This is a genomic window from Streptomyces sp. NPDC057136 (assembly GCF_042670885.1).
Classification (GTDB): Bacteria; Actinomycetota; Actinomycetes; order Streptomycetales; family Streptomycetaceae; genus Streptomyces.
This window is the reverse complement of sequence record NZ_JBHUUV010000100.1, coordinates 1-2,217: the sequence shown is the minus strand read 5'-3', so window position 1 is coordinate 2,217 and position 2,217 is coordinate 1. Positions and strand designations below refer to the sequence as shown.

The following is a 2,217-nucleotide window of genomic DNA, read 5'->3' as shown; positions in this document are numbered from 1 at the left end:
CCCATCGTGGCCGGATCATCAAGCAACACCACACGCTCCGCAGACAGCGTCTCAACCAGCGACCGCTCACCCACCACCACCTGCACACCCGCATCGGCAAGCATGAACTCCAACCGGTCAGCAGGGTATTCCGGGTCCAGCGGCAGATACGCACCACCCGCCTGCCACACGGCCACCATCGCCACGACCATCTCGACGCCACGCGGCAGACACAGACCCACCACCGACTCCGCACCCACACCGGCCCCACGGAGGTAATACGCAAGCCGGTTCGCCCGCGCCATCAACCCGCCATACGTCAACCACTCATCACCCGACACCACGGCCATCGCATCCGGTGAAGCAGCAGCACACCCCGCAATCAGCTCATGGACCCCACCCACCGACGGCAACACCACCGAAGAGGCATTCCACCCCTCCACCACCAACTCACGCTCACCCGCCGAAAGAACTGACAGCTCACCCACCCGACAGTCAGCTTCCTCCGCTACCGCCTCCAGCACAGAGATCAAGTGACCAGCCAGCCGCTCCACCGTCGAGGTGTCGAACAGCGCAGTGCTGTACTCGATCGTGCCTGTCAGGGACCCGTCGGCATCACCCATCGTCACTGCCAGGTCGAACTTGACCGGCAGAGCGCTCGGTCCCGGTTCACCATCCGCTTCAGCCCTGTCTCTTGAGCCCTCGCCCGCCCCCTCCCCGGAGGCGCCCTCGGACTCTCCGGCGACATAGCTGAACAGGACCTGGAACAGCGGGTTGCGAGAGCGGTCCCGTTCCGTGACGAGTTCGTCCACCAGCTGCTCGAACGGTACGTCCTGGTGCGCGTACGCGCCCAGTGCCGTCTCCCGCACCCGCTCGAGCAGCTCGCGGAACGACGGGTCGCCGGACAGGTCGGTTCGCAGCACCAACGTATTCACGAAGAACCCGATCAGGTCCTCCGTCTCGGCACGGTTCCGGTTCGCCACCGGCGTGCCCACCACCACATCCTCCGAACCCGCATACCGACCCAGCAGCACGTTGAAGGCAGCCAGCAGCGTCATGAACATCGACGCACCGCTCTCCTGGGACAGCGCTCGCAGCGCCTGTGCTGTCCGTGCCGACACACTGAACTTCTGCACCGCGCCGGCGGAGGAGCGGACAGCGGGACGCGGGCGGTCGGTGGGCAGCTCAAGCGCCGGAGCGTCAGACAACATTGCACGCCAGTACGACAGTTGACCGTCGAGGACATGGCCCGTGAGCCACTCACGTTGCCACACCGCGAAGTCCGCGTACTGCACGGCCAGCGGCGGCAACGGGTCCGGCTCGCCCGCACGGAACGACTCGTAGAGGGCGGTCAGTTCACGGCGCAGGATCTGTCCTGACCACTCGTCGGAGACGATGTGGTGCATTGCCAGTGCAAGAAGGTGCTCGTCGGGCCGCACGCGGATCAGAGTGGCGCGGATCAGCGGCCCGTCGGCCAGGTCAAACGGCGTAACCGCGTCAGCGAGCATCAGGTCTCGCGCAGAGGCCAAGGGTTCGGCGTCGCCGGACACATCCGCCACCACGAGCGGGAACGGCTCAGGCGAGTCGATCACCTGATGCGGTACGCCGTCAGGTCCCGCGACCAGCCTGGTCCGCAGCACCTCGTGCCGGGCCACCACGGCGCTCAACGCCTCACCGAGCGCTGCGATGTCCAGGCCGCCGGGCCAGACGACCGGTTGGGGCACGTTGTACTCGGCAGATCCGGGTTCCATCTGGTCGAGGAACCACAGGCGCTGCTGCGCGAACGACAATGCCAGCGGCTCGTCCCTGTCGGCCGCCGCCATGGGCGGCACCGGCGCCCCGGTGCGGGCTTCGTCGACCACGGCGGCGAGCTCCCGCACCGTCGGATGGTCGAACAGCGCGGCCAGGGGTACCTCGGCCCCGAACACATCCCTGATGCGTGAGACCACCTGGGTGGCAAGCAGCGAGTGGCCGCCCAGCTCGAAGAAGTCGTCGACTGCGCCGACCCGGTCCACACCCAGAACCGTGACCCAGACGCCGGCCAGCAGCTCCTCCGTCACGCTCGACGGTGCAACGAAGCCCGTCAGACCCTGGCGGACAGCATCCGGTGCCGGGAGTGCGGCCCGGTCGATCTTTCCGTTCGGGGTGAGGGGCAGCGCGGCCAGCTCCACGAACACCGACGGAACCATGAACCCGGGCAGCCGCTCCCCCGCGAAGGAACGCAACTCACCCACCGCA

General features: G+C 67.4%; 1 protein-coding gene. It reads right to left on the bottom strand.

The window, feature by feature from the left end:
* The coding region (locus ACFT7S_RS38625) for a condensation domain-containing protein (RefSeq protein WP_382741231.1) at positions 1-2,156 on the bottom strand (2,156 nt) is incomplete at its 3' end.
* Between the last annotated feature and the right edge of the window lie 61 nt (positions 2,157-2,217).